1 protein-coding gene is annotated in these 540 nt (G+C 44.4%); it reads right to left on the bottom strand.

The features are described from left to right. Positions 1-87: 87 nt before the first annotated feature. Positions 88-540: LPXTG cell wall anchor domain-containing protein (locus SINDD18_RS11555; protein WP_206598380.1), on the bottom strand; the 453-nt coding region annotated here is incomplete at its 5' end.

Here is a 540-nt window from a genome sequence, read left to right as displayed (position 1 = left end):
CTCTTTTCTATTAGTTAAAGCCAGATTTGATCGTCAATATGAGTCGTTATTTTAAACAAAGTAACATTACTCTCCTAAGAAAGATGACTATTTTTCGTCTTCCTTCTTACGACGTCCAAGTGCTGCCAATCCTACAAGTCCTGCAACTACTCCGAGTACAGTTGATCCTGCAGATGTGGTTTCACCAGTATTTGGAAGTTGTTCCTTAGCCGATGTTGGATTAGCTGGTTGTTCCGAAACTGGTTTACCTGGTGTTGGGTTCACCGGTTTACCTGGTGTTGGATTCACTGGCTTACCTGGTGTTGGGTTCACTGGTTTACCTGGTGTTGGGTTCACTGGTTTACCTGGTGTTGGATTCACTGGCTTACCTGGTGTTGGGTTCACTGGTTTACCCGGTGTCGGGTTCACTGGTTTGTCTGGAGTTGGCTCTACAGGCTTATCTGGAGTTGGCTCTACAGGTTTGTCTGGAGTTGGCTCTACAGGTTTGTCTGGAGTTTCTTTAAGTTTGTACACATATGTTACATTCTTATCACCTTCGAC

The sequence above is a fragment of the Streptococcus infantis genome (assembly GCF_001579645.1).
GTDB classification, from domain to species: Bacteria; Bacillota; Bacilli; order Lactobacillales; family Streptococcaceae; genus Streptococcus; species Streptococcus infantis_E.
This window is presented reverse-complemented; position numbering and strand designations above follow the sequence as displayed.